A 24,081-nucleotide genomic window follows, 5' to 3' on the forward strand; every position below is an offset into this window, starting at 1 on the left:
CGCGCCGCCGAACTCCTCGCCGGCGCGCGGGCTCCCGGGGTGTGCCCGAACCGACAGATGTTCTATGTTGCACAGGCAAAACAGTGGGGGAGGCGACGGACGACACATGGCACGGGACTACGACAGTCAGCTACTGGAGTCGGTGACGGTACGCCGTCGCAGGATGCGCGACGCGCTGCTCTTCGGGGCGGGGCGGGCGCGACGCACCGCGGACGAACGGCTCGGGAAGGTGTTCGCGGGCATGGCCATCGCGGCCGTCCTGTGCGCGGGATGCGTCGGATGGTCCTTCATCCAGGCCACGCTGGCGAAGCAGAAGGCCGAACAGCAGCAACAGAGGCAGCAGCAACTGGGGCTCGTGCAGCCGTACGCACAGCCGTCGGCCCCGTCGGCGGCGAAGCCGCCCACGTCGACCCATTCGTAGAAACCTCGACCCCGAAGGGCCGCGACGCCGCAATGATAGGTTCCCGCAAGTGGTGAGCACAGCAACGCCTTCCCGAGCGCACCTGTCCCGGGTGACCCTGGTCGGCGAGCGGCGCCGGGCCGACATGGTCCTCCCGTCGGACACCCCCATAGGGCAGTTGCTCCCGGACATCCTTCAGTTGCTCGACGACCGTGCCGCCTCGCGGCCCATGACACGCCAGTTGGTGACGCCGGACGGCTCCGCGCTGCCCCAGGACAGCACGCTGGCCGGCGCCGGCGTGGCCGACGGCGCGGTCCTGCGGCTGGTCAGGACCCACTCCGCGCCGCCCGCCCCCGTCGTCCACGACGTCGTCGACCTGGTCGCCGACGATCTCGACCTCCGGGCCTGGCGCTGGCGTCCCGCCGCCCGCAGGGGCAGCGCGGGGGTGGCGACCGTCACCCTCGCGGTGATCGCCGCACTGCTCGCCCGCCGCGAGTTCGCACTCGACGCCCTGGCCGGCGCCCTGCTCGCCGCCACCGTCCTGCTGTTCGCCGCCGGCGCCCTCGGCGCCCGCGTCGGGACCGGGAACCGGGGCCTGGCCTCGGCTCTCCTGCTCGCCGCCGGAGGACTCGGCGTCCTCACGGCGTGGACGGCCGCCGACGCCCAGCAGTGGGCGGGGATCACACGACTGGCCGCCGTCGCGGCGGCGCTCGTCCTGACCCTCGTCATGCTCGGCTGGTTCTCGCCGCTCGGTCGCGGCGGATTCATGGGCGCCGCCGCCGTCGCCGCGATCACCGCCGTGTGGGAGGCGGTCGCCTCCGTACAGGACGACCCGGCCCGGCTCGGCGCGGTCATGGCCGTGTTCTCCGTCGTCCTGCTCGGCCTGCTGCCCCGCCTCGCGCTGATGGCCTCGGGGCTGACAGCGCTCGACGACCGGCGCTCCGGCGGAACCTCCGTGAGCCGGCATCAGGTGGGCAACGCGCTCGCCGCCACACACCGGGGCCTCGCCCTCGCCACGATCGCGACGGCCGTCTCCGCCGCGGCGGGCGGCTGGCTGCTCACGCTGGCCGGCGGACCGAGCCTGTGGACCGTGGCGCTGACCTCGCTCGTCGCCGTGGTGCTCCTGTCGAGGGCGCGGGCCTTCCCGCTGGTCGCCGAGGTCGTGGCGCTGATCGCCGCGGCGGGGGCGCTCCTCGTACGCCTCGTGATGCTGTGGCTCGGACACGGCGGCGGCGCGGGGGCCCTCGCCGTGCTGTGCGTGGCCACGCTGCTGCCGCTGCTCGGGCTCGCGGTCCAGCCGGCCGACCACGTACGGGTACGGCTGCGGCGCATGGCCGACTTCGTCGAGTCCGTCGGGGTGGTGGGGCTGTTCCCGCTGGCCATCGGGGTGTTCGGCATCTACGGGCAGTTGCTCGACAAATTCTGAGGTCCTCGCGCGGGCGCTCCGCGCGGGGCAGCAGGCCGGAACAAGAGGTCAGGGGGCAGACATGTCGAACGCGGACAACTGGCAGGGGGACGTCCTGCGGGACCTGAGGGGCGGTGGCCCGCAGCCCGCCCCCCAGGGCGGGACGGGGCCGGCCGGGCAGGGCGCCGCCGCGCCCGCGCCCCCCGGCCCGGGGCCGGATCCCGCACCGCCCGTCGCCCCGCGGACCCCGCACGCGCCCCCGCACCCCGCGGCCCAGGCCCCGCCCGCCGCCCAGGCCCCGCCTGTGGCCCAGGCCCCGCCCGCCGTCGAGGCCGTGCGGCCGGAGAACGACGTCCCGCCGCCCCGCCCCGCCGGCGCCCGCGCGACCCGTACCCCCGACTCCCGCCCCGCGGTCGATCCGAGCCTCGCCGGAGCGAGCCGTAAGCCCCGCAACGGCGAACCCTTCACCGTGCGGGCCGCCCGCGCGATCTGGCGGACCGTTTCCTCGTCCGTGGCCCGCGAGGTCGCCGAGGTCTCCCGTACCGCCGAATCGCTCCAGCAGCCGGTGACCACCGGCCGCCAGATAGCCGTCACCTCCATACGCGGCGGCGCGGGCAAGTCCACCGTCGCGGCCCTGCTGGGCACCACGTACGCCCACTACCGCCAGGACCCCGTCCTCTTCGTCGAGGCCGACCCCGCCCTCGGCTCGCTGCCCATCCGGCTCGGTGCCGAGTCGCTGCGCTGGACCACCGGGGACGTCGCCGACATCGTCCAGCCGCAGATGTCGCTGCTCGACATCACCGGCTACCTCGTCCAGCTCCGGGACAACGCCTGGCTGCTGCCCGGCAGTCAGGGCCAGATCGGCGCCATGCTGGACTTCCGCTCCTACGAACGCGTCATGGTCTCCCTGCGCCGCTACTTCGGCGTCACGGTCGTCGACTGCGAGACGCTCCCCGCGGAAGTGGCCCGCGTCGCCCTGACCGCCTCCCAGGCCTGCGTCCTGACCACCCCCGCGACCCTCGACGGCGTCGCCAGCACGCACGCGGTGCTCCAGTGGATGCGGGGCCTGCCCCCGCACGTGATCGGCGGCACCGTCGTGGTCCTCACCGAACAGGCCCCGCACTCGGGCATCGACACCGCGGAGGCGGTCCGCACGCTCCGGTCCACCGGGACGAGCGTCCACGTCCTGCCGTACGACCGCCACCTCGCGGACGGCGGCGCGATCCGCACCGAGCTGCTCGCCCAGGCGACCAGGACGGCCGCCACCCGCATCGCGGCGGACGCGTTCCAGCTCTCCCAGAAGCGCCACTGACGGACGACGACGGACGACGAAGATGAGCACCCGACTGATCCACCGCCCGGCCCGGACGGTCCGGCCACCCGCCGCCTCCGAGGCACGCGTCATCGAGGCGCCGCCGAACCTGCCCGAGGGCAAGGCGGGCAACATCGCCATGTCACTGCTGCCCGTGGCCGGCGTCATGTCGTCCGTCGTGATGATGACGGTCGTCCGCAACAGCCAGTTCGCCGCCCTCGGGGCCCTCATCCTCGTCGTGACCGTCATCGGTTCCGTCGGCCTCGTCTTCTCCCAGCGCGGCAAGGCCCAGCGCACCCGCCGCGCCCAGCGCGAGGCGTACCTCGCCTATCTGGAGGACCTCCGCGAGGAACTCGCCGCCGAGGAACGTGAACGGGGCGAGCGCGCCGACGTGCTCAACCCGCAGCCCCACGCGCTCTACGACATCGTGCGCGACCCGGCCCGGCTGTGGGAGCGCCGCCGTGCCGACGCCGACTTCCTGCGCGTACGCGTCGGGACCGGCGAGATGCCCGTACGCGACCTGCGGATCGCGGACCAGGGCTCCACCGTCCTCACCCCGCCCGACCTCTTCATGCTCAACGAGGCCTCGGCCCTGACCACCCGGTTCCGCAACGGCACCGAACTCCCGCTCACCGTTCCCCTCGACCGCATCGGCAACGTCACCGTCATCGGTCCCCGCGAGGACTGCCTGCGCGTCGCCCGCGCCCTGATGGTGCAGACCGCCGCCGCCCACGCACCCGACGACGTCGCCCTCGCGCTGGCCGTGCCCGGCGACCGGCTCGACGACTGGGAATGGGCCAAGTGGATGCCGCACCTGCTCGACACCGAGCAGTTCGACGGCCCCGTCGCCGCCCGGCGGATCGCCCCCTCGACGGCGCAGCTCGCCCGCCGGCTCGGCCCCGAACTGCGCCGCCGCGCCTCCTACGCCGCCGAAGTCCGTCGCGGACTGTCCGGCAAGGACGCCCTGTCGATGACCTCCCGGCTGCTCGTCGTCGCCGACGGACACGGCGAGGACGCCGTCGAGCTGCCGCGCCCGGACGACGCCGTCGGCCTGCGCGAGATGGGCGTCACCGTCCTGCACCTGCTCGACCAGCGGATCCAGGAACCCGGCCACGTCGGCGTACGGATCACCGTCGACGGGGACCGGGTCCTCATCGAGGACCTGCGCGAGGAGGAGCCGATCAGCGCCCACGGCACCGTGGACGAGGTCGGCATCCCCTTCGCCGAGGGCCTGGCCCGGATGCTCGCGCCGCTGCGGCTGTCCGCCGAGTCCCTGGTCGACGCCCCGCTGTCCGGCCCCGTCGACTTCGCCGACCTGCTCGGCATCGACGACGTGGCCCGCCTCGACCTCGACCGGCTCTGGGCGCCGCGCGGCGAGCGCGCCTTCCTGCGCGTGCCCATCGGCGTCAGCGACTCCCGCGAGCCGGTCCTGCTCGACCTGAAGGAGTCCTCCGAGCTGGGCATGGGTCCGCACGGGCTGTGCGTCGGCGCCACCGGCTCCGGCAAGTCCGAACTGCTGCGCACCCTCGTGCTCGCCCTGGTCGCCACCCACCCGCCGGAGGACCTCGCCCTCGTCCTCGTCGACTACAAGGGCGGCGCGACCTTCGCCCCGTTCGCGGACCTGCCGCACGTCGCCGGGGTCATCACCAACCTGGAGAACCAGGCCGGTCTCGTCGAGCGCGTCCACGCCTCCCTCGCGGGCGAGGTCAAGCGCCGCCAGCAGGTCCTCAAGGGCGCGGGCAACGTCGCCGACATCGGCGACTACGCCGCGCTGCGCGCCGACCGGCGGCCCGACCTGGAACCGCTGCCGCATCTGTTCGTCGTCATCGACGAGTTCGGCGAACTGCTCACGGCCAAGCCCGATTTCATCGACCTCTTCCTGTCCATCGGCCGGATCGGCCGCTCCATCGGCGTCCACCTGCTGCTGTCCAGCCAGCGCATCGAGGGCGGCAAGCTCAAGGGCCTGGACACCTACCTCTCCTACCGGTTGGGCCTGCGCACCTTCTCCGCCGACGAGTCCCGCACGGTCCTGGACACCACCGACGCCTTCCACCTCCCCCCGCTGCCCGGCTTCGGCTACCTCAAGGTGGACACCAGCCACTACGAGCGCTTCAAGGCGAGCTACGTGTCCGGCGGCTACCGCGGGCCCGTCCAGCGGTCCGAGCACGAGGACACCGGCCCCCTCGCCCTGGAGTACGAGGCGTTCAACACCCTCGCCGAGCCGGAGAACCAGGGGCCGCGGGAACCCTCCGCCCGGCGGCGCGAGACCGGCCCCACCGAGATGGGCGTCGTCGTCGGCCAACTGGAGCACGCCGCCGCACCCGTGCGCCGGATCTGGCTGCCGCCGCTGCCCACCGCGATCGCGCTGGACACGGTCGCCGGCCCGCTGGACGCCGGCCCGCGCGGGATGCAACTCGCCGAGCGGCGCGGCCGGCTCACCGTACCGCTGGGCCTGGTCGACGACCCGACGAAGCAGTGGCAGGGCGAGTGGTACCTCGATCTGACCGTCGCGGGCGGCCACGCCGCCGTCATCGGCGGGCCGCAGTCCGGCAAGACCACCCTGCTGCGCACCCTCGTCCTCTCCCTCGCGCTGACCCACACCCCGCGCGAGGTCGGTGTCTACGGCCTCGACCTGGTCGGCGGCGGGCTCCAGGCCCTGTCGGGTCTGCCGCACGTCGGCGGCATCGCCGGCCGCGCCGACCGCGAGCGCGCGGCCCGTACCGTCGAAGAGGTACGGACCATGCTCGCCGCCCGCGAGGACCTCTTCCGCGACCACGGCATCGACTCCGTGGAGCAGTTGCGCACCCTGCACGCGGCGGGCCGGCTGCCGCAGCTCGCCTCCGCCGAGATCGTCCTCGTCATCGACGGCTTCGGGGCACTGCGCGACGACTTCGACGAACTCGACGACGCCGTCGTGGACATCCTCAAGCGCGGCGGCGGCTACGGCGTCCACGTCGTCGCGGGCATGCTCCGCTGGAACGACGTCCGCATCGCCACCCAGTCGAACTTCGGCACCCGGGTCGAGCTGCGCCTCAACGACCCGGGCGAGTCCAGCATCGAGCGCAAGCTCGCCGCGACCCTCTCCCCCGAAGAACCCGGCCGGGTCCTCACCGACGGCAAACTCTTCGCCCAGGTCGCGCTGCCCCGCACGGACGGCCTCGCCGACCAGGCGGAGCTGGGCGCCGTACTGGAACGCACGGCCCGCCAGATCCGCGCCACCTGGAGCGGAGAGGCCGCCCAGCCGGTACGGGTACTGCCGCACGTCCTGGAGCCGCATCTGCTGCCGGGACCCGCCGCCGAGCCCCGCCGGGTGCCCATCGGCCTCGACCAGACGGCGCTGGCGCCCGTACTGCTGGACCTCTTCGCGCACGACCAGCACCTGCTGGTCCTGGGCGACAGCGAATGCGGCAAGACGAACCTGCTGAAGACCATCGCGGCCGGACTCGTCGAGCGGTACGGCGAGGACGAACTGGTCTTCGCCGTCATGGACCCGCGCCGCTCCCTGCGCGGTGCGGTCCCCGAGGAGTTCAACGGGGGCTACGCGTACAACACCAGGATGTGCACGGGGCTGGCCACCGGCATCGCCACCGAGCTGGAACGGCGGTTGCCCGACGACAAGGCCCCTCTGGACGACCTGGAACCCGGAAGCTGGGGCGGCGGTCCCCGGATCGTGGTCCTCGTGGACGACTACGACGTGCTCACCACCGCCGGGCAGTCGCCGCTCGCCCCCTTCCTGCCGTACGTCCCGTCGGCGGTCGACATCGGGCTGCACTTCGTGCTGACCCGCCGGGTCGCCGGCGCCTCGCGCGGCATGTACGAGCCGCTGGTGCAGGGGCTGCGCGAATCGGGGGCCTCGGCCGTGGTGATGGCGGGCGACCGCAGCGAGGGCCAGCTCTTCCCCGGTGTGTACGCCTCGCAGCAGCCCGCCGGACGCGGTGTGCTCGTCCGACGGGGGCAGAGCCGGCGCCTGATCCAGACCGTGTACACGCCCGAGTGACGAAACCGCCGCACCACTAAGGACCGTACGACCTCATGACCAAGGACGTCATAGCCCTGACCCCGCGGATGCCCGACGCCTGGAGCGTGCTCGCGGGGCTGCTCTCCGGCGGCCCGGACAAGCTGGTGGACACCACCGGCGACGGCGCCGTCGTACAGCTCTGCGACGCGCGGGGCCGGCCGCTGGTGGCCGTCGAGGCACCGATGCTCGTGCAGGTACCCGGCGAGGCCGCGCGGCTGTTCGGCGCCGTGGAGCCTCCGGTGCCGTTCTGGTGGACCGAGGCCCGTGCCACCACCGGCGTCCCGGAGGCCGAGCGGCTGGCGGGCACCTTCGCGGCCCGGATCGCCGCGCTGGCCGGTGGCACGGCCTGGCCGCCCCAGGCCGCGCTCTCCGTGGCCGTGGTCCCGTCCGAGGACGTGGGCGTCGCCCCCGCGCCGGCCGCCGCGCAGCCCGCCGTGGACGTCCTGACCGACCATGTGGCCGTCGTCATCATGGACCGGCCCGTGATCGCGATGACGGCCTGGCTCTCGGACGCCTTCCGGGCCGCCGCCGCCTCGGGGCGCGGACTCCAGATCGTCGGCCCGGCGGGCAGCGCCCTCACCCCGGCCGTGCGCGACGCCCTGGCGAACTGGCCCTCGCGCTGGGTCGTACGGGACGAACGGGACGGCTACTACGACGGCCGCTCCGGCGCCGTACTGCGCTGGCAGGAGGGCATGTTCGCGACGGTCGTGGTGCCGGACGCGACCGAGGACGACCCGCGCACCCCGGTCGCGGAGTCGTTCCGGGAGTTCGCGGACACCGGCGAACGCCAACTGGCCGTCTCCTTCCGTACGGTGCACCCCGCCGACGACCGGCTGGTCCTCGGCGGCGCCCTGGAGACGGTCTGGCGGGAGCTCACCGGCGAGGCACCGGCCGGCTGGGGGACCGCCGAGCCCGCCAACCTGCCCTGGTCCCCGGCGCGGTTGACCGACGTCGCCCACGGGCGGTCGCCCGAGCCGAGCTGGTTCGTGGTGGTCGGGAGCCCGGCGCGGCCGGGCATCGCGAGCGTCCGGGTGACCCGTACGAAGGCGGGGGTGGAGGAGGACGTCACGCTCGCGTTCGGTTACGGGGCCCACGAGGAGCCGCCGGTGGACGCGCTGGAGCGGCTCGCGGAGGCGCTCGCCACCCGCCACCCCCTGCGCTCCATGCTCGTACAGCTCCGCAAGGCGCGCCGTGACCTGGCGGTACCGGCCCGCTTCGAGGGCCCCGGTGTGCCGCTGGCGTTCGTCCTGGGCTCCGAGGAGGTCCGGGCGATGCCGGGCGACCGCGCACGGCGCACGCCGTTGTCAGTGCCACCGGTCACACTGGGACCGAAGGCGCGCCCGGCGCTGTACTACCCGTTCCCGGGTGATCCTTCGGACCTGTCGGGGTGGAGCGACTTCGAGCGGTTGATGCGGCATCTGAAGGGCGAGTGACGGTCCGGGGGTTTGTCAGGCATTGGTCACAGCTACTCGGTTGCCGACTGTGTCAGCCATATGAGTTGATAAAAATGAACATACTCACGAGGACCGAGTAGACGGGGGAGCGGAATGAAGTTCGACATGGGGACGCAGGTTCTGACGAGCCTGATGTCGGGATCACGGAACTCGAGTACCGACCTGGGCACGCTGATCCAGCAGTTGATCAACGCGGCGCAGCCCCTGGAGGGCAAATTCAACGGCCAGGGCAAGGTCGCGTTCGACTCGTTCAAGCTGCGCTCGGACGGGATCACGAAGGAACTGAACGCCTCGCTGTCGGCCATCCTGGGCGGCCAGTCGGGCATGGAGCAGGCCTTCGGCTCGGGCGACCAGGAGCAGGGCGACAACGCGCGCACGCAGATGGGCGCGGGCAACTTCGACGCGGCCCGGTTCTCCGGCCGCTGACCTTCTTCGGAATCCTTCAACCACACGGGGAGTGTGTTGTGTGATGGCCGGTGACACGGACCGTCGGTCCTACGACGCGGGTGCGTCGACCGAGGCACAGAGCAACATCCAAGTGGTCATCGGCCAGTTGGAACAGGTGATCGCGGCACGCGAGGCGCAGGTGAGCGCGGCGATGTCGGACTTCGCGGCGGACGGCGTGGCGGACGACTACCACGCCAAGGAACTGCGCTGGAAGAACGCCTCGCAAGAGGTGAAGAACATCATCCGGCTGCTCAAGACGACGCTGGAGAAGAACGACGCGACGGCGCAGCAGACGCTGGCGCGGGCCAGGGCCGCGGTCGACAACATCGGCTGAGCGGGTTGTCGGAGCTTCGGGGGAGCTATGACGTCGTGGGACATCAAGCCGCAGGGTGTGCAGAGCCAGCTCAAGCTGACCGGTGAGCGGGCGGGGGATCTGGAAAAAGCGTTGAACAAGCTGATGTCGGACATGTCGGAGGCCGCGTACGCGGCTGGTACGGCGCTTCCGGGATCGGCGGCCACGGTGCCCTCACCCACCATGCAGGGGCCGGTGCCGACGGGGCAGGTGCCCTTGTCGCACCGGGGCAGCACGGGCCCGGTGGGCGCCGCGCTCAGCCAGTACCTGGAGAAGAGGCAGACGGACCTCAAGACCGTGGTGGACCGCATCCAGGCCTCGCTCCTGGGCGCGGCCAAGGCGACGAACGAGTACCTCCAGGGTGACCTGGACGCGGCCAAGGAGGCCCAGGACGCGGCGAGGAGCGTGCGCCTGGACCTGCTGAAGGACGCCCCGGGAGGCGCCAAGTGAGCAACGCACCGGTCGATCCCGCCGAAGTACCCGTGTTCACGGGCCAGTTGTCGGTCCTGGACGAGAAGGTGACGGCGCTGTCGGCGGACGGCGGCGCGCTGGCGAACGCCGGCTCGTCGGTCCATACGACGTTCGGCGGGATGTCGGCGTACTACCAGGCCCCCGAGGCGGAGCAGTTGTTCGCGGTGACCAAGCCGGTCGCGGACATCATGCTGTCGTTCAGCGGCGACATGTGCACCATCGCGGGGGCCCTGGGCACGTACTCGCAGGAGATCCGTCCCCTGGTGCAGAAGCTGGAGGAGCTGAAGGCGGAGGCGGCGTCGTTCCGGTCGAAGGTCTCGCGCGACGAGGACTGGATCGAGGACGGCGACCTCATCGACGAGAACCTTGAGCGCCGGAACAAGATCGCCGAGGTGTGGGCGCAGTTCCAGGCGGCGGAGCGCGGCGCGCACGACAAGATCGTGGCGCTGGTGTGCGGTACGCCGCTGAAGGTGAACGACGGCTCCAACGGCGAGGGCATGTACGGCTACGACGCCGAGGCTCTCAAGCAGTCGAAGTCCCTGCCGTGGGGCGACGCGGTGGAGGAGTCGGTTCCGGCGTGGCAGGTGTGGGAGCACGCCTGGGACTTCGGCAAGGGTGTGATCGTCGACGGCGTGTGGGGCACGATCAAGGGCCTGGGGACGCTGGTCGGCTTCGACGGCTGGGACGCGGCGGGGCAGGCGTGGACGGGGCTGGGAAAGCTCGCGACGGGTCTGGTGATCACCGCGTCCCCCGCGGGCGTGGCGTTCTGGATGGCGGACGAGAAGGATCTGCCGCCGTGGCTCCGTGATTCGCGGACGGCGATGAAGGAGACCGGCAAGGCGCTGGTCGCGTGGGACCAGTGGGGTTCGAACCCTTCCCGCGCGGCGGGTGCGGTCACGTTCAACGTGCTGACGACGGTGTTCACCGGCGGCGCCGGCGGCGCGGTGGCGGGCGCCGGCAAGGCCGGGGTCGCGGCGAAGGCGCTCTCCTTCGCGGGCAAGGCGGGCCGCGTGATCGATCCGATGACGTACGTGTTCAAGGGCGCCGGGGCCGGTATCTCGAAGATCGGCGATGTGATGGCCGGTCTGAAGGGCCTGGGCAAGTTCGAGATCCCCAGAATCGACGAGGGCGCCTTCAGCCTGCCCGAGGGCGCGGTGGAACTCCCCGACGGAACGATTCGGCTGCCCAAGGACACCCCGATCCCCGCCGGCGCGGTCAAGCTCTCCGACGACACCATCAGACTCCCCGAGGGCACCGCCTCCCTGCCCCCCGGCACGGTCAAGTTGCCCTTCGACGGCCCCGCGAAGTACGCCGACGAGGCGGGCAACCTCTACAAGGAGGACGGCAGCCTCTACCAGAAGGCCGACGAGGCCAGGCCGGAACCCTCCCCGAAGCTCGACGAGAACGCCAACACCCCCAGAACGGAGACCCCTGCCCGCCAGGAGGCCCCGGTCCTGGCAGGCGTCGGCGGCCGAGGCGCGGACGACGTCATCCGCGTCGGCAGCGACATCTCCGACCCGATACGCGCGGTGGACAACGGCGCCCACGGCGGCGGTTTCGACAACACCCCTTCGGGCCACGCGGGCGACCACGGCACTCCGGGGGGCCACGCCCCGGACAACATGCCGCGCAACGACCTGGACAACACCCCCCGCGGCAACTCCAGCCCGGACACTCCGTCCACAGCCGCCGCCCATGCGGACGGCTCCGGATCAGGTGCCACCCACACAGATGGCCCGTCCACGGGCGGCGGCCACCACGAGCCCCCGTCCCCAGGCAACGCCCACCCAGAAGCTTCGGGCACGGGCGGCATCGACGGCGCGACAACTCACGGCGGTGGCGCACCCGGTCCGAATCGTGTTCCCGACCCTCCGAGTTTCATGCGGCAGGGGGACAACCCCTACGGCCCTCACGGGTCACTCAAGCCGGAGCAGATCACGGAGATCCAGGTCTACAGGGCCAATCACGAGGAGGGGTACTTCAAGGACTACTACGAGAAGCGCGGCTACCGCCAGGACACCGACCTCCCCGACGAGAGCGGCTTCCCACCGCCGCAGCTGATCAGGGACCCCGCCAATCCGACGATGTGGATCGCGAAAGACAGTGCTCCGCCGGCCTTCCCGACGAAGTACTACCCAGGCTGGGACCGTTCAGGTACCGCCCAGCAGTTCACTGATCCGCACGCCAAGTCCATCCTGGACAACGCGGCCAGGACACGGCACGAGGCGATTCAGGCCGACAACCCCCTGCACGATCCGCTCGGTAAGGCCAAAAAGGCTTGGGAAACGAATAGAACGCCCGAGAACAAGGCGATATATGACGCTCTCAAGGCTGATCACGCACCGTTCCACGACACGATGTCAAAGGCCACCGAGGCCTACGGTGAGTCTGTCGCCCGCCACCATGTCGTCTCACAGTTCTACGACGGAGCGAAGTGGGAGCCGACCGCCGGACCCAAGAACGGCAACGATCAGTTCGACCAGGTCTGGCGGCGCAAGAACGACGAGGGCTTCGCCGTAATCGAAGCCAAGAGCGACGTCGGTACGGGCATCAACGAGCGTACGCTGCCGACCGGATACAAGGCGAAGCAGGGCTCGCGTGAATACTTCCTCGACATCATGAACGAGATGTGGAAGAGAGCGCAGAACGGAGATGCCGCCGAGCTCAAGTTGTACACTGACCTCAAGAAGGCACTCATAGCGGACAAGGTCGAATACATCCTCGTGAAGGGTGTTTCCGACGGGCCGACTTATGGGGGCTTCAAGAGTCGCCGATTCAATATCGGAACGTTCAAAGAGGAAGACTTCTTCTTCGAGGCCACCAACAGGAGCAATCCGTGACGGTAATTGTGGAGCGGCATGCCGCTCCTACGGTCGAGGAGCAGGTCACCGAGCGCCTCTCCGAGGAGTTCGAGACGAGCATTCAGAATCTGGATGCCTCGCCTGCGATCGTCGGCATGGCACTGAACGAGGCACTCCTGCAGGTGCAGGCGACCCAGGCCCTCAATCCGCGCGGCAACCGTTTCGCCACGTGGGACGCCACCGTCTCCGCCATGCAAATCGGCACGACAGCCTTTGTTGCCGCCTCCGCCACCGAAGGCGCGATCGAGACGCGCATCGCACACGAGATGCGCACCGTCAACGCCACGGGGCCCCAGTTCTACGCAAACGCCGGCAACTGGTTGACCGCACTCTGGTTCGTGATCATCTGCCGGGATCAGCCCCGGATGAGCACGATGTGCCAGATTCCGCTCGACCTCCTGCGGTCGTCCGGCGCGGAGGGCGATGAGTACCTCTACCACTGGGTGGACGCCCTCCAGACGTACTGGCGTGAGCAACCGGGGCTGCCGGAGAAACTGACGGCGGCCATCGAGCAGTCCCATCCGGACATCGCCACGATCACGCCGCGCGATCTGCTCCAGTGTGTGCTGTACCCGCCGATCAACCTCTTCTACCAGTTCCTGCGCAAGGACCACGACGGGTTCAACCAGGCGCTCGTGGAGGCTCTGGAACTCCACAAGGCGTACTGGAGTACGCCGGAGCGTTCGGGGGACATCGCAGGGTTCCTGGCCCTCGGGCCGCTGGCGATCGCATGTCTCGCGTACGACGCAGGCTTCCCCATCGAGGTCGAGTCCGAGTACCTGCCCGTCCGCCTTCTGGACCGCTCCTGGGTGGGCGAGTTCGACACGTGACGCCATATGACCGGGACACGGTTGTGACCGTGTCCCGCCAGGACTATCCGAAGGACGCGATGGCGGCGGTGGTTCCCGTCATGGAGGAGTCACTCTCCGATGCGCTGGAGGAGATCGAGACCTCGCACCGTTCCAGGTCGGACGCGGTCACAGAGTCACTCAACGTCGCCCTGGTCCGTACTGTCGGGGACCCCCGCGCCGTGATGCTGGAGACCTGGGAGTCCTGGCTGCTGGCCATGCAGGCGCATTCCGCGGTCTTCGCCGCCGCCGTTTCCGAAGGGGAAGCCGTCACCTGCAAGGTCCGCCAGGAGGAACGCCACCTCGCCACCACCGGGCCGCAGACCTACCTCAACGCGAGTACCTGGCTCGACGCCTTCTACCTCGCCATCATCTGCCGCGAAGAAGCCCGCCTCGACATGCTGGCGCGGGTTCCGGTGTCCCTGCTGCGCGACTTCGGCGGCACGCTGGACGAGTACGCCTACGCCTGGGTGGAGACCATCCAGAGCTTCTGGCTCCACCGTGACGACCTGCGCACCCACCTGGTGCGCGCCGTCGACCTGAGCGCTCCCGAGCAGGCCCGTGTCCTCGACGCGGAGACCATGACCAAACTCCATTACCCGCCGATCATGTTGCTCTACCGCTACCTGCGCAACGACGTGGCGGGCTTCAACGAGGCACTGGCCGATGCCGTCCGCTGGCACAAGGAGTACTGGACCGCGGACGAGGACCGCACCCTCAACATCCAGGGCGTCGTGGCCCTCGCTCCGCTGGCGATAGCCAGCCTGGCCAGGGCCAACAACCTCCCGTTCGACATCGAGTCCGACTACCTCCCCGAGGCCCTCCTCGACTTCGCCTGGCGCGGCGAGTTCGACACGTAACCCCCCGCCCCGCGCGAGGCGCACCTGCCCCATCACGCGCCACGCCGCGCGTTCCGTACGGACGACCCGGCCGTGACCGAAGGCACCGTGCCGCCTCCGGGGCCCGAAGGCGCCCCGATCAGCCCCGGGGCGGTTCACCGGCGCCCGCGCATGGCAGGAAAAAGGCCAGGTCGGATGAGATCCGGCCTGGCCTTCCGCAGAGCCCCCTGTCGGATTCGAACCGACGACCTACGCATTACAAGTTGTCTGATCGCAATCCATGGAGGTCCGCGAACGTCCACATCAAGGCTCGTATTGCAGGTCAGAGCGGTTGAAGGACGCCGGTGGACGGCTGCGGACCGCCTTGGAATCAGGCGCAGTTGAGACCAGGACTGAGACCACCTGCCGCCTCGCTTACTTCCGTTGTCGGTGCCCCTTCGTAGAATCGTCGTCAGACCTGGTGACCGAGGGGACTACATGACCACCACAGGGCTGACGGATGCCAGCATCGTTCGGCGCGTCGTCAAGGAGTATGACGCCAGCGGGCGGGATGACTTCCTGGACGAGCACGGTTTCGAGCGCGCCAATCAGTACTACCTCCAGGTTGATGGCCGGCTGTACGACGCCAAGGCCAGACCGGCAGCCGGCGGGTACGTGCTGGCTGAACGGTTTTCGGGACCGCGCAGAGCAAGCAACTGGCGCCTACGCTCACACGCGACGGCACTAGCGCCAAGTCGGCTCGCTAGATCCCAATCACGCGCGTCCAACTCCTCCTTTTTCAGAGAACTTCTGAACGAGCGAGTAGCGGAATATATTTACACATTCGCGTTCTCTGGTGTTTCGCTTCAAACTCCCGACTGCCGACATCCCGACAGCCCCGGGATCCCGCGAACACTCATCATCCTGGAGGGATCATGTCGCGCGACCTGGCGTTCGGCGTAGGCTGCGTATCGCCTGAAGTCGTCGGCGCAAAGACTATCGAAGAATGGCAGAAATCCGTTGTTGAAACATTGAATTCGATCCCTTCCATTCGAGAAGTCGAGCTCAAAGGAATTGCCAGCTTCATTTTGGCGCGAGAGGGAGTCAGTCCTTGGGGACAATCATTGGAGGGCGCACCTGCGGGCGGGATGCTTAAATTTAAAGTTACAATCCCGACCCGAGTTCAAGCGGACGTAGCTCGGGGGCGCAAGGTTGGAGAAGTCGAGGACTTCATAGTTCGAACCTACTTCAGCCGCCGCCACCCGGTGTCCTTCGCAGTGTGCGAGGGAAGCGGTACCCTGCCCGCTAACCCCTCCGCCTCACTAATGGTCGTGAGAGAGTTCCTGAACAGAGAGATAGGAAAACTCAACAGTCCCAACGTACGGCTTCGCAAAATTGGCCCCTCCCCCTTCCATGCCAATTTCTTTCTAAAAAAAGGAACCAAGGAAGGGGCACAAGAACTATCAGACCGAATTTCAGTCAGCGTCAAGAAACGACAGATTGGATATGATGAATTCGTTTTCAACTACGATGCAAACCAGTGCGATCACAACGAGGCGCTAAGGGAGGTTTTCGAGTGGGCGATCCCCGAGCTCGAAATATTCTACACCACCGCAGTACAAAAGTCGGCAGCGATCGGACGTTCAATTTCATCTATGAAGCTGGCTGAAGACCTAGCCAAAACTTACTCCACACCGGGAATCATCTCATATCTGCGCAGAGCAATACGAAACAAGAGGGAGCTGCTGAAATTGAGACTCTTCTTGTTGCAAAGCCGACTACAGGGCGTTCACGAACTCCGACGGGCCGAGGAAGGAATCCAGAGAGTCTACTCCGAGCGACAAATTCAGATTCTGAAGACATACACAGAAAAGGTAATGAATGAATCTTACAGCGAGGAGATTGAAACGGCCGAGAAGACGCTAGATGTCTTGGACGCTCAGCACACACAAGAGGTCCAACGTCTGACAACTTTCTGCACCTCTCTGCTTGGCGTAGTCGTCGGCGCCCTGCTTACAGCTTGGCTTCGCCGATAATAAATTGGCTAATTTCGGCAATTCACCAAATAGCGTACCGACTACTCTCGCTGATTTTTATTGCGTCTCCCTCTCCGCGGCAGTCCCGACCATCCGTCGCGCAACGAGCGCTCCCTTCAGCGACGATGGACATATGAGGGGCCCGCGCAGATTACCGATTCGAAGGGCAGTCACTCGGCGTTGTAGTTTCATCTACTTCTGGCCGCTATACACGGGGACGGCGATCCCGCTGGACTCGTGGCACAACCGGATGTGGCTCGACACCTGGGTGTAGCTGGGTGAACGCACCACGGGGGTACGGCAGGGCGCCGTGCCCACGTGGTCGCTGCCGGTCGTTGGTGCTGGTCGCCGGTCCTTCTCGGACCGCCACAGACGGCCCGGCCGCTCCCCGATATGCGTGCCGGGAGCAGACAGGGAAGGAGCAACGACACCAAGACCTCAAGGAACGTGCCACGCTTGTCCACGATCGTGGACAAGAGAGAAGGAGCGGGCGTGTCGCAGGAGATCAGCCCCCGGGGAACCTTCCTGAAGATTGCCGATGTGGTGAAGTCCCAGATCGAAGCAGATGCGGAGATGACCGAGCTTCCGACTGTCGCAGACCTCATGAGTGACCACGGAATCTCTCGTGGGGTGGCGCTCAGAGCCTTTGGAGTGCTCAAAGAAGCGGGTATCGCAGAGCCGGTGCCCGGTGGCCGTTGGCGCGTGATCAGGGCCTCCGACCACGCCGACCGCCGCCCCTTGACGGAACGGATCACTGAGGTCTTCGGGACCGACGGCCTCAAAGTGGGACAGCCATTTCCGAGCGCGTCGACGCTGAGCAGCCGCTTCCACGTCTCGCGTCCCACGGTGGCCAAGGTGCTGGACAAGTTGGAGGCGGCGGGACTGTTGTCGGAAGCCCGGCAGGGAAAGCCGAGAACCGTACGGGCTCTGCCCGATCGAAAGGAGCGTTCCGAACCTTGAACACCGCTAGATTGACCGATTGGGCCCACCCTCTGGCCAAGTCCCTGCTCTCCGACGCGCTGCCTCGCCGGTGGGCGCACTCGCTGGGAGTGGCCGAGCGGGCGCGTACGATCGCCCCGATCCTTGGGACGGACGCAGATCTCATGGAGGCGGCGGCAGTGCTCCACGACATCGGTTACGCGCCTGATGTTGCCAAGACGGGATTTCACCCGCTGGACGGCGCGCGATACCTCCGGGCCGTTGCTCACGCGGACGAACGGGTCGTCCGTCTCGTGGCGCATCACTCATGCTCGTGGATGGAAGCGGACGCCCGTGGCCTGCGTAGTGAGTTGGAGAGCGAGTTCCCGCGTGAGAGCGCCGATCTAAATGACGCGCTGTGCTACTGCGACATGAACACGACCCCGGACGGCACCCCGACGAACCCGGTGGACCGTGTGAACGAGATCGCCGGACGGTACGGAGCCGACAGCCTTATCGGCACGTTCATCCGGCGCGCCGAACCGGAGATTCTGGCGAGCACGTCGCGGGTGCTCGGACGGCTCGCCAGCACAGCCCGTCAACCGATGTAGGGCGCGATTCGGGCCCGGTCCATCGCGTGCTCGATCCTCAGGCGCATGGTGGGGTGGATGTCGAACTCTGACAGTTCCTCGGGCGAGACCCAACGGACGTCGGTCGTTTCGTCACTCGTACGAACCTCGCCGCCGACTGGCCGGGCCCGGAAACAGATGCTGAACTGCTGGCGCACCTCGCCATCGTCGTACTGCATCACGTGCCCGGGGTCGGTGTAGATCCCGGACATGTCGATCACTTCGGCCTTGATCCCGGTCTCTTCCCAGACCTCACGCACCACGGTGTCGCTGATGTATTCCCCGGCGTCATGCCCGCCGCCGGGGAGCGCCCACCGGCCGTTGTCGGACCGCCGGATCAGCAGGACCTCGCCTGCGTCATTCCGAACGAACGCGACGACGGACGGGACAACAGAGTTGGCCGGCGGCGCGTCGGGGTCGTGAAGGTAGTCGATACGTCCCATGCTCAAGCTCCCGTGATGTCGAGTTCTGTGACCGGCCGTGCGCTTCCCCAGGTCTGCTCGATGCTATTCGCGTACGTGTCGAAAAGCCCGCCCCCGGGGAGTCTCCGCAGGTGAAGCACGGGCGCCATGTACGCGCCGATGCCGTAGACGTGGGTATTGACGAGCATCTCGTCATCGGATCGGAAGAGTGAGTTGTAGAGCGTCGCGTCATGCAGCCGGAACCCTATGTCCGGGTGGCTGGTGAAGAGCGGGCGGTAGTTCACCAGGGCGTTGCGAATCTTGCCGTCCATGATGCGGTGACCCTCATCTATGCCACGCTGCTGGACCGCCGCGCAGTCGGGATCCCCCAGCAGGATGCGGACCTGCGTGGAGCCCTGCACCTTCTCTTTGAGTAGGTCGTGGAACAGGGGATCCTCCGACAGCCAGAGGCCGGAGTAGACCAGCACGTCAACGTGCGTCTCTGCCCGCGCGTATACCTCGCGCCACAGCCCGTTGGGCACCATGTGCCGATGCGGGTAGACGGTGACGATCTCCGCTTTGCTCAGGTCAGCGGCACTCTCGACCGCGCGGTCATCGTTCCACAGTGTCGTCACGTCGACCTGGAGCACTGACGCGGTGGCGTACTGATGCCGCCGGTACGGAACCTTCCCCTGAGTGATCCATCGCTCAACTGTCTTCGGGTTGACCTCGATCGCTTCGGCGAGGTCATGCACGGTCATGCCCTGAGCGAGAAGGGCCGACCGTAAGCGCTCGTTGGACATCTCTACCCCCGATGGGACGTCTAGGGACCTCTTGAAGGTAGCCAGGTGAATTCGAGCTGTCCACGTACGGGGTAAACAACGCCCCTCACCTGCCGCGATTCTGATGGTGCGCCAAGAAGTCCGGCGCACAAGACCCAAGGAGTTCGCGGTGCGACTTGACGAAAGCTCGATGCAGTACCTGTAATAGAGGTACTGCATTGGACGGAAGTCCACAGCGGATCGCACACCCGGAGGGGCCCTCATTTGGGCTGCTTCGACGTGCACGAATACAGAGGGCGGGGACGCTGCAATCCCGCTAAAGGCCAGGTGGAACAGGGTTTCGGCCCGTACTGGCGAGGTGGCCCGGCGACCGCGAGCAACGGCCGGAGAGTGGGGACACAGGTCCCCCTTGCAGTGCGACACGCATGTAACGACGACCGAGAGGAGCCCTGATGAGCCAGCGAAGTACGTAGGCGCCAATCCGTGCTGGACCGGCACGTCGGCAGAGCCTCTTCGCGTCACTGAGATGCCGATGGCCGTACTGGACCTGAGTCCGGGGCGGCGGTCGATATCTGCGTCACCTGTGCGTATCGAGCGCACACGATCCCCGACCTGCCCCCTTTGGAGAGGCCGGGGAGTCGTGGCCGCTCGGCACCGAGAGGTCAAAACCAGTGCAGGCCCCGGGTGGCTAGACCCGGGACCTGCGTACAGGCACCTGATGTGGAGGAACCTGTGTTCACCAGTCTGACAGAAGCGGAAAGCGCTGAGCTGTCGAAGAAGAACGCGGAGCAGAACAAGCGCTCCGAGGACGAAGCCCGCGCGCTGGGGACCCGCTGATGAGCGGCCGTAAGCCCGCGCAGGGCGCTTCGGAGGCGTTCGCCTCTGAGGAGCAGAACCGGGCTGATGGTCTGGCCCGGCGGTGCGAGGAGATCCGGTCGACGCCGGGACATCCCTCGCAGGGCAGTCTGCCGCACTATCAGGCGGCGTATCAGAACGCGTCCGGCAACGCCGCGGCGCATACCTCGCAGCCAGGCAACTGACGGCTGCCCAGTCGCGCCCGGCCGACGCCGGGCGCGGTGGGGAGCCGGACAGTCCGGTCCTTCGCTGTTTCGAGGAGCGTCCGTCATGACGGAGCGCACGATAGTTTCCCCTTCCACCGGCCCGGTCGTGCTGGGCCTGTCGCTGCCGGTGGGCAGCGTCCGCGTTCAGGTTGACGAGCGTCTGCCGATGGCGCGGGTGGTGCTGTCCACCGAGGACAGCACCGGCCCCGCCGCCGACGCCGTCGCCCGGGCCCGCTTCCATCAGGAGGGCCAGGCGCTGGGCATCGAGGTTCCCGAGATGCCCGCCGACGTGATGGTGCAGAGCCGCCGCGGCAACCGGGTGGTCCAGAGCGTGGGCACGGTCTACGGGTCCATCACGGGTCTCACCATCGTCAACGGTCAGGTCATCTCCGGCTCACACATCGGCGGCGGTATGCGGAGTGTCAGCGCGGTCACGGCCATGGTGTATCTGCCGGTCGGGTCGTCGCTCGCGGTGGTCTCCACCTCCGCCGATGCCGAGGTCTTCGGCTACCTGGAGCGGATCGAGTTCCGGTCCACCTCCGGCGACCTGCATGCCGACGGGGCCCGCGATCTAAGCGCGTCGACCACTTCCGGCGACATCACCGCAGGCCGGATCACCGAGAGCATCAGCGCCCGGTCCGTCTCCGGTGACATCGGCGTCGACCTGTACGACGGCCGCAGCGCGGACCTGAGCACCACCTCCGGCGACGTACGGGTGCACGCCACCAGCAGCGCGTCCGGCACGGTACGCGCCGTCAGCGTCTCCGGCGACGTCGACGTATACGGCGCCCGCCACCTGAACGTGTCCGCCCAAACGGTGTCGGGCCACGCGCGCACCCGCTGACCCAACCCGCAAACGGCGCGCGGCCCCGGTGGTGACACACCGGGGCCGCTGTTCGAGCCGTTGCCATCTTCTAGGGAGAGCACGACCCATGAGAATCATCGTTGCCGGTCACACGGCCGTTACGCCGGATGAGTTCGTAGAGCTGGCGCTCGGTACGCCCCTGGACCTGTGGTTGGGGACGGAGGGCGAGAGCGAGATGGAGCGGGCCGCGCGTATGGACGCGGCGCGGGACATCCTCGCGGAGGAGCCCGACCTGCCCGACCGGGTGTCCCAGGTTGCCGCGCAGGCGATCGAGGCATACGCCCCGGACCTGTTCCGCCCGGTCCCCCTCGCCGCGCGCCGCCGGACGCGTTCCAGCGGGGAGGCAGCGGCATGAGCGAGACCCTGACGGCCCTGGCCGCCGCTGCCCCGCTCGCGGCCGGATGGTCCTTCCACAGCATGTTCCTGCGCCGCCGGGTCGAAAAGGCCCGGCGTGATCCGCTGACCGGGCTGCCGACGCGGAACGCGTTCACCGAGCGCGCCGTCCGGATCCTGGCCGGTGGCCCGAGCGCGGTCTACGTCATCGACCTGGACCGGTTCAAGGAGATCAACGACGTCTACGGCCACGCGGCCGGGGACGCGGTCATCCGCGCCGCGGGCAAGCGACTGGACGCGTGGGCCCGGCTCAACGATGGGCTGGCCGGGCGGTTCGGCGGGGACGAATTCACCGCCATCATCCCTGCGCGCAGCCGCACCGAACTCGACTGGTTGATCGGCGAGTTGTTCCGCTCGCTCACCGACCCGGTCGACGTCGAGGGCCGTTCGCTGATGTTCGGTGCGTCCATCGGCGCGATCAGGGGCACCGGGGCCGATGGCCTGTCGGTGCTGCTCCGGGCGGCGGATGAGGCGATGTACGGGGCGAAGCAGACCGGCGGCGGATGGGAGATCGCCACCGATGCCACCCCGGCGTACTGGACGGTCAACGGCCGCCGTGACGGCCGGCGGGGCACCGAGAACGAGACGGAGGACCTGGGATGAACACCACCCCGGTACTGAACGACTTGGCCGCCCCGATGGCCGTGCTGCGGATGCTGGCCGTCGACTTCCCGACCCTGCCCGCCGCGAGCGTGGTCGTGTCCACGGTCTACCCCGACCGGCTCACCGTCTCGTTCTACGACGGTCTCGCCGCGTTCGAGACGTGGCGAGCGGCGCTCGGCATCGACCCGGCCGCGGTGGAGTACGCGGAGCAGAGCGGTGGGCGGACCCGCGTCCTGAGCGTGCTGGCCGACTACGCCGGCGCCCGGGTGGAACTCGTCGGCTACACCACCCACCCCGACCATGCCGGGGGTGCGGTATGAGCGTCTACCGGCAGGAACGGCGGGCCGACCAGGCCGCCGAAGCCGAGCAGCGCCGGTTGGACGCCGCGGCGGCCGAGGAACTGCGGGCCGAGCGTCAGCGGGCCGCCGATGAGCGCGCGGCCCGGCTGGGTGAGCAGCGGCGGGCCGAGCGTCACGCGGCGCGGGCCGAGCGGTCCGGGCAGCGGCGTGAGCGCGCTGAGCGGCGGGCGCTGGCGCTGACCCCGGAGCGCGTCTACCAGCGCGGCACCCTCGCCCTGGTCGGCGCGTCCGCGCTGGCCTCGCTCCCGGCTCAGATCCTGCACTTTGTCGGCATCGATCCGGTGCTTCTGCCGTTGCCGCTCGCGTTGGAGGGTGCGGCGTGGGTGATGGCCGCGGGTGTCGCGTATGCGGACGCGCGGATGCTGCCGGCATGGGTGCGGTGGCTGCTGCGGGTGCTGGTCGCGGCGTTCGCGGGTTTCGCCGCGTTCATCAACTACGGCTACGGCCTCTCGCTGGCGGATCACGGTCTGAGCGCGGCGGATGCTCGTACGGTCGGCTACGGTCTGGCCGCGGTCACTCTGCTGGGGCCGGTCGTGTTCGAGATCCGGCAGTGGGTGTCCAACCTGGCTGCTGCCTCCCTCGACCCGCAGGAGCGGGCGCGGCGTCGGCATGCTGCCCGGCGTCGTCGGCATCACCGGGCGGTGGTGAAGGTGGCCGACCGGCTCATCTCCGCGGCATCGTACGGGGACCTGTCCGCCGAAGAGGCATGGGTGCGCGCGTGGGAAGTGGTGCACGGTCCCACCGATCCGGGCATGACGCCGCGGCTGGAGAAGCGGGCCGTGTCCGCGTCCGCCCGCCTCACCAAATCCCGCACACCCGCACGCCGTACGGGCCTGGTGAACGTGGTCCGTACGGACGCATCCGCACAACTCCCGCACGGCACTGCCACCACCTCCGGCGACACGGATCCTGTATCCGCGCCGTCGGAGAACGACCAGGTGACAGGCCGTACGGAACCTGTGCGGGAACCGTCCGCACGGGACCCGCATGCCCCCGCACGCCCGGACCCGCACGGCGAGCCGGACCCCGGCAGGGATGCGGAATTCGAGGACGCGGAGCTGGAGCGGATGCGGCAGGACGCGCGCCGTACGTATGCCGAGTCCGTACAGGCGGGCCGCACGCTCAGCGCCCGTGCGCTCGGTGAGGCGTACGGCATGAGCGAGTCGTGGGGGCGCAAGCAGATCCTCGCCGCTCGCGACGACGAGACCGCACCGGCCCGCCTGCGGGCCGCGTGATGGCGGGCCGGTTCTGGGACCCGGACGGGGCCCGGCACGGCGGCATCCCCACTTACCCGTTCCGGCTCGCCCCGGAGGGACTGGCTACGCGCCGTCAGCTCCGCGCGGCGGGGCTGCGGCCGGGTGGTCAGGACATCGCCGCGCAGCTCATGTGGTACTCCAGCCGCTATCGCCGCAAGGACCGCTCTCCGGTCCGCGTCGCCTACCTCTACCGCATCGACCGGGCCCAACCGGTCCGGCCGATGACGGCTGCGAAGTGGGCGGCGCTCGCCAAGGCCAACGCCGCCCGGCGGCTGTGCCCCGCGTGCCGCACGGACGCCGGGTACCGCATCCCGACGTCGCTCGGCATGTGCGTGACCTGTGCTTACCCCGACCAGCAACGCGCTGCCTGACAGTCCAGCCGATCAGGAGAT

23 protein-coding genes are annotated in these 24,081 nt (G+C 69.0%); 21 read left to right on the forward strand and 2 right to left on the reverse strand.

The features are described from left to right. Window positions 1–106 precede the first annotated feature (106 nt). From ACFXPK_RS20870 to ACFXPK_RS20935, 14 genes are all read left to right on the forward strand, one after another. On the forward strand, window positions 107–421 hold the full coding sequence (locus tag ACFXPK_RS20870) for a hypothetical protein (protein WP_385077450.1): 315 nt from the start codon (window positions 107–109) through the stop codon (window positions 419–421). A 49-nt stretch (window positions 422–470) separates the two neighbouring features. Beyond that, window positions 471–1,826: a type VII secretion integral membrane protein EccD gene (gene eccD / locus ACFXPK_RS20875; protein WP_385077453.1), complete on the forward strand. Its 1,356-nt coding sequence runs from the start codon at window positions 471–473 to the stop codon at window positions 1,824–1,826. A 61-nt stretch (window positions 1,827–1,887) separates the two neighbouring features. Then, a complete protein-coding gene (locus ACFXPK_RS20880) occupies window positions 1,888–3,117 on the forward strand; it encodes a CpaE family protein (RefSeq protein WP_385077455.1) in 1,230 nt (409 codons plus the stop codon). A gap of 22 nt (window positions 3,118–3,139) precedes the next feature. Beyond that, entirely contained in the window at window positions 3,140–7,114 is a 3,975-nt protein-coding gene (gene eccCa / locus ACFXPK_RS20885; RefSeq protein ID WP_385077458.1) for a type VII secretion protein EccCa, read from the forward strand. Between the two features lie 35 nt (window positions 7,115–7,149). Next, entirely contained in the window at window positions 7,150–8,568 is a 1,419-nt protein-coding gene (locus tag ACFXPK_RS20890) for a DUF6177 family protein (protein ID WP_385077460.1), read from the forward strand. A gap of 114 nt (window positions 8,569–8,682) precedes the next feature. Beyond that, window positions 8,683–9,015: a hypothetical protein gene (locus ACFXPK_RS20895; RefSeq protein WP_384999037.1), complete on the forward strand. Its 333-nt coding sequence runs from the start codon at window positions 8,683–8,685 to the stop codon at window positions 9,013–9,015. A 43-nt stretch (window positions 9,016–9,058) separates the two neighbouring features. Continuing rightward, entirely contained in the window at window positions 9,059–9,370 is a 312-nt protein-coding gene (locus ACFXPK_RS20900) for a pore-forming ESAT-6 family protein (protein WP_384999040.1), read from the forward strand. Between the two features lie 27 nt (window positions 9,371–9,397). Then, window positions 9,398–9,838, forward strand: coding sequence for a DUF6507 family protein (locus ACFXPK_RS20905; protein WP_384999043.1), 441 nt, complete (start codon window positions 9,398–9,400; stop codon window positions 9,836–9,838). After that, window positions 9,835–12,699: a hypothetical protein gene (locus ACFXPK_RS20910; RefSeq protein ID WP_385077465.1), complete on the forward strand. Its 2,865-nt coding sequence runs from the start codon at window positions 9,835–9,837 to the stop codon at window positions 12,697–12,699. The genes ACFXPK_RS20905 and ACFXPK_RS20910 overlap by 4 nt, the downstream gene beginning before the upstream one ends. Next, window positions 12,696–13,550: an immunity 49 family protein gene (locus tag ACFXPK_RS20915; RefSeq protein WP_385077468.1), complete on the forward strand. Its 855-nt coding sequence runs from the start codon at window positions 12,696–12,698 to the stop codon at window positions 13,548–13,550. The genes ACFXPK_RS20910 and ACFXPK_RS20915 overlap by 4 nt, the downstream gene beginning before the upstream one ends. A 29-nt stretch (window positions 13,551–13,579) precedes the next feature. Further along, a complete protein-coding gene (locus tag ACFXPK_RS20920) occupies window positions 13,580–14,428 on the forward strand; it encodes an immunity 49 family protein (RefSeq protein WP_385077471.1) in 849 nt (282 codons plus the stop codon). 893 nt (window positions 14,429–15,321) lie between these two features. Further along, window positions 15,322–16,422, forward strand: coding sequence for a hypothetical protein (locus ACFXPK_RS20925; protein WP_385077473.1), 1,101 nt, complete (start codon window positions 15,322–15,324; stop codon window positions 16,420–16,422). A gap of 492 nt (window positions 16,423–16,914) precedes the next feature. Beyond that, a complete protein-coding gene (locus ACFXPK_RS20930; protein WP_385077476.1) occupies window positions 16,915–17,382 on the forward strand; it encodes a GntR family transcriptional regulator in 468 nt (155 codons plus the stop codon). After that, the gene (locus tag ACFXPK_RS20935) at window positions 17,379–17,951 is read left to right on the forward strand and encodes an HD domain-containing protein (protein ID WP_385077479.1); all 573 of its coding nucleotides are present in this window, start codon (window positions 17,379–17,381) and stop codon (window positions 17,949–17,951) included. Before ACFXPK_RS20930 ends, ACFXPK_RS20935 begins: the two co-directional genes overlap by 4 nt. On the opposite strand, the gene ACFXPK_RS20940 is transcribed toward ACFXPK_RS20935, so the two are convergent. Together ACFXPK_RS20940 and ACFXPK_RS20945 are read right to left on the reverse strand one after the other, a co-directional pair. Beyond that, the gene (locus ACFXPK_RS20940) at window positions 17,939–18,412 is read right to left on the reverse strand and encodes an NUDIX domain-containing protein (protein ID WP_385077481.1); all 474 of its coding nucleotides are present in this window, start codon (window positions 18,410–18,412) and stop codon (window positions 17,939–17,941) included. The two genes, ACFXPK_RS20935 and ACFXPK_RS20940, sit on opposite strands and share 13 nt — an antisense overlap. A gap of 2 nt (window positions 18,413–18,414) precedes the next feature. Then, on the reverse strand, window positions 18,415–19,131 hold the full coding sequence (locus tag ACFXPK_RS20945; RefSeq protein WP_385077484.1) for an XRE family transcriptional regulator: 717 nt from the start codon (window positions 19,129–19,131) through the stop codon (window positions 18,415–18,417). An 857-nt stretch (window positions 19,132–19,988) separates the two neighbouring features. Between ACFXPK_RS20945 and ACFXPK_RS20950 the strand changes: the two genes are divergently transcribed. From ACFXPK_RS20950 to ACFXPK_RS20980, 7 genes are all read left to right on the forward strand, one after another. Further along, a complete protein-coding gene (locus ACFXPK_RS20950; protein ID WP_385077487.1) occupies window positions 19,989–20,192 on the forward strand; it encodes a hypothetical protein in 204 nt (67 codons plus the stop codon). Window positions 20,193–20,277: 85 nt separating this feature from the next. Next, on the forward strand, window positions 20,278–21,057 hold the full coding sequence (locus tag ACFXPK_RS20955; protein ID WP_385077490.1) for a DUF4097 family beta strand repeat-containing protein: 780 nt from the start codon (window positions 20,278–20,280) through the stop codon (window positions 21,055–21,057). Window positions 21,058–21,145: 88 nt separating this feature from the next. Next, the gene (locus tag ACFXPK_RS20960; protein WP_385077494.1) at window positions 21,146–21,433 is read left to right on the forward strand and encodes a hypothetical protein; all 288 of its coding nucleotides are present in this window, start codon (window positions 21,146–21,148) and stop codon (window positions 21,431–21,433) included. Beyond that, window positions 21,430–22,074, forward strand: a complete 645-nt coding sequence (locus ACFXPK_RS20965) for a GGDEF domain-containing protein (RefSeq protein ID WP_385077496.1) — start codon at window positions 21,430–21,432, stop codon at window positions 22,072–22,074. Before ACFXPK_RS20960 ends, ACFXPK_RS20965 begins: the two co-directional genes overlap by 4 nt. Then, window positions 22,071–22,394 (forward strand): hypothetical protein, encoded by a 324-nt coding sequence (locus ACFXPK_RS20970; protein ID WP_385077499.1) that lies wholly within the window; start codon window positions 22,071–22,073, stop codon window positions 22,392–22,394. Before ACFXPK_RS20965 ends, ACFXPK_RS20970 begins: the two co-directional genes overlap by 4 nt. Continuing rightward, complete coding sequence (locus ACFXPK_RS20975; RefSeq protein ID WP_385077501.1) at window positions 22,391–23,668, forward strand: hypothetical protein; 1,278 nt, start codon at window positions 22,391–22,393, stop codon at window positions 23,666–23,668. Before ACFXPK_RS20970 ends, ACFXPK_RS20975 begins: the two co-directional genes overlap by 4 nt. After that, window positions 23,668–24,060, forward strand: a complete 393-nt coding sequence (locus tag ACFXPK_RS20980; protein ID WP_385077504.1) for an RRQRL motif-containing zinc-binding protein — start codon at window positions 23,668–23,670, stop codon at window positions 24,058–24,060. The genes ACFXPK_RS20975 and ACFXPK_RS20980 overlap by 1 nt, the downstream gene beginning before the upstream one ends. Window positions 24,061–24,081: the final 21 nt, after the last annotated feature.

Origin of the sequence: Streptomyces sp. NPDC059142, assembly GCF_042755665.1 — a bacterium.
In the GTDB taxonomy this organism is placed as follows: Bacteria; Actinomycetota; Actinomycetes; order Streptomycetales; family Streptomycetaceae; genus Streptomyces.

What these genes read in the sequence shown, in the direction of transcription:
- ACFXPK_RS20870 (WP_385077450.1), top strand. Translation starts at nt 107, where the DNA reads ATGGCACGGGACTACGACAGTCAGCTACTGGAGTCGGTGACGGTACGC.
- ACFXPK_RS20880 (WP_385077455.1), top strand. Translation starts at nt 1,888, where the DNA reads ATGTCGAACGCGGACAACTGGCAGGGGGACGTCCTGCGGGACCTGAGG.
- eccCa (WP_385077458.1), top strand. Translation starts at nt 3,140, where the DNA reads ATGAGCACCCGACTGATCCACCGCCCGGCCCGGACGGTCCGGCCACCC.
- ACFXPK_RS20890 (WP_385077460.1), top strand. Translation starts at nt 7,150, where the DNA reads ATGACCAAGGACGTCATAGCCCTGACCCCGCGGATGCCCGACGCCTGG.
- ACFXPK_RS20895 (WP_384999037.1), top strand. Translation starts at nt 8,683, where the DNA reads ATGAAGTTCGACATGGGGACGCAGGTTCTGACGAGCCTGATGTCGGGA.
- ACFXPK_RS20900 (WP_384999040.1), top strand. Translation starts at nt 9,059, where the DNA reads ATGGCCGGTGACACGGACCGTCGGTCCTACGACGCGGGTGCGTCGACC.
- ACFXPK_RS20905 (WP_384999043.1), top strand. Translation starts at nt 9,398, where the DNA reads ATGACGTCGTGGGACATCAAGCCGCAGGGTGTGCAGAGCCAGCTCAAG.
- ACFXPK_RS20925 (WP_385077473.1), top strand. Translation starts at nt 15,322, where the DNA reads ATGTCGCGCGACCTGGCGTTCGGCGTAGGCTGCGTATCGCCTGAAGTC.
- ACFXPK_RS20940 (WP_385077481.1), bottom strand. Translation starts at nt 18,412, where the DNA reads ATGGGACGTATCGACTACCTTCACGACCCCGACGCGCCGCCGGCCAAC.
- ACFXPK_RS20945 (WP_385077484.1), bottom strand. Translation starts at nt 19,131, where the DNA reads ATGACCGTGCATGACCTCGCCGAAGCGATCGAGGTCAACCCGAAGACA.
- ACFXPK_RS20950 (WP_385077487.1), top strand. Translation starts at nt 19,989, where the DNA reads ATGAGCGGCCGTAAGCCCGCGCAGGGCGCTTCGGAGGCGTTCGCCTCT.
- ACFXPK_RS20955 (WP_385077490.1), top strand. Translation starts at nt 20,278, where the DNA reads ATGACGGAGCGCACGATAGTTTCCCCTTCCACCGGCCCGGTCGTGCTG.
- ACFXPK_RS20960 (WP_385077494.1), top strand. Translation starts at nt 21,146, where the DNA reads ATGAGAATCATCGTTGCCGGTCACACGGCCGTTACGCCGGATGAGTTC.
- ACFXPK_RS20965 (WP_385077496.1), top strand. Translation starts at nt 21,430, where the DNA reads ATGAGCGAGACCCTGACGGCCCTGGCCGCCGCTGCCCCGCTCGCGGCC.
- ACFXPK_RS20970 (WP_385077499.1), top strand. Translation starts at nt 22,071, where the DNA reads ATGAACACCACCCCGGTACTGAACGACTTGGCCGCCCCGATGGCCGTG.
- ACFXPK_RS20975 (WP_385077501.1), top strand. Translation starts at nt 22,391, where the DNA reads ATGAGCGTCTACCGGCAGGAACGGCGGGCCGACCAGGCCGCCGAAGCC.
- ACFXPK_RS20980 (WP_385077504.1), top strand. Translation starts at nt 23,668, where the DNA reads ATGGCGGGCCGGTTCTGGGACCCGGACGGGGCCCGGCACGGCGGCATC.